Raw genomic sequence first — 959 nt, 5'->3', positions numbered from 1 at the left:
ACGATGTACAGCTTGCCGTCGTCGCCGTCCTTGGCCCACTCGATGTCCATCGGACGCTGGTAGTGCTTCTCGATGATCATCGCCTGCTTGGCCAGCTCGGCCACTTCGGCGTCGGTCAGGCAGAAACGTGCGCGGTCGGCGCGATCCACATCGACCACCTTGACCGAACGACCGGCCTTGGCTTCGTCGCCGTAGATCATCTTGATTGCCTTGCTGCCCAGGTTGCGGCGCAGGATGGCCGGGCGGCCGGCTTCGAGGGTGTTCTTGTGGACGTAGAACTCGTCCGGGTTGACCGCGCCTTGCACGACGGTTTCACCCAGGCCGTAGGCACCGGTGATGAAGACCACGTCGCGGAAGCCCGATTCGGTGTCGAGGGTGAACATCACGCCGGCCGTTCCGGTTTCCGAACGGACCATGCGCTGCACGCCGGCGGACAGGGCGACCAGCTTGTGGTCGAAGCCCTGGTGCACGCGGTAGGAAATGGCGCGGTCGTTAAAGAGGGAGGCGAAGACTTCCTTGGCAGCGCGGATCACGTTGTCCACGCCGCGGATGTTCAGGAAGGTTTCCTGCTGGCCGGCGAAGGACGCGTCGGGCAAGTCTTCGGCGGTGGCGGAGGAGCGCACGGCCACGGCCATGTTCTCGTTGCCGTTGGCCATTTCGGCGAAGGCGGTGCGGATTTCCGCGTCCAGGCGGGCCGGGAACTCGGCTTCCATCACCCACTGGCGGATCTGTGCGCCGGTCTTGGCCAGGGCGTTGACATCGTCTACGTCCAGGGCGTCGAGGGCCGCGTGGATCTTGTCGTTCAGGCCGCTCTGCTCGAGGAAGTCGCGGTACGCCTGGGACGTAGTGGCAAAGCCGCCTGGTACGGAAACGCCGGCACCGGCGAGGTTACTGATCATCTCGCCCAGGGATGCGTTCTTGCCCCCTACGTGCTCCACATCATGGACGCCGAGCTTATC

1 protein-coding gene is annotated in these 959 nt (G+C 64.7%); it reads right to left on the bottom strand.

The genetic code is table 11. The features are described 5' to 3' along the window. A partial coding sequence (locus PSEMO_RS31250; RefSeq protein ID WP_305955614.1) for a PEP/pyruvate-binding domain-containing protein occupies nt 1-959 on the bottom strand: 959 nt, incomplete at both ends.

The organism is Pseudomonas putida (genome assembly GCF_001941965.1).
GTDB lineage: Bacteria > Pseudomonadota > Gammaproteobacteria > Pseudomonadales > Pseudomonadaceae > Aquipseudomonas > Aquipseudomonas putida_L.
This window is presented reverse-complemented; position numbering and strand designations above follow the sequence as displayed.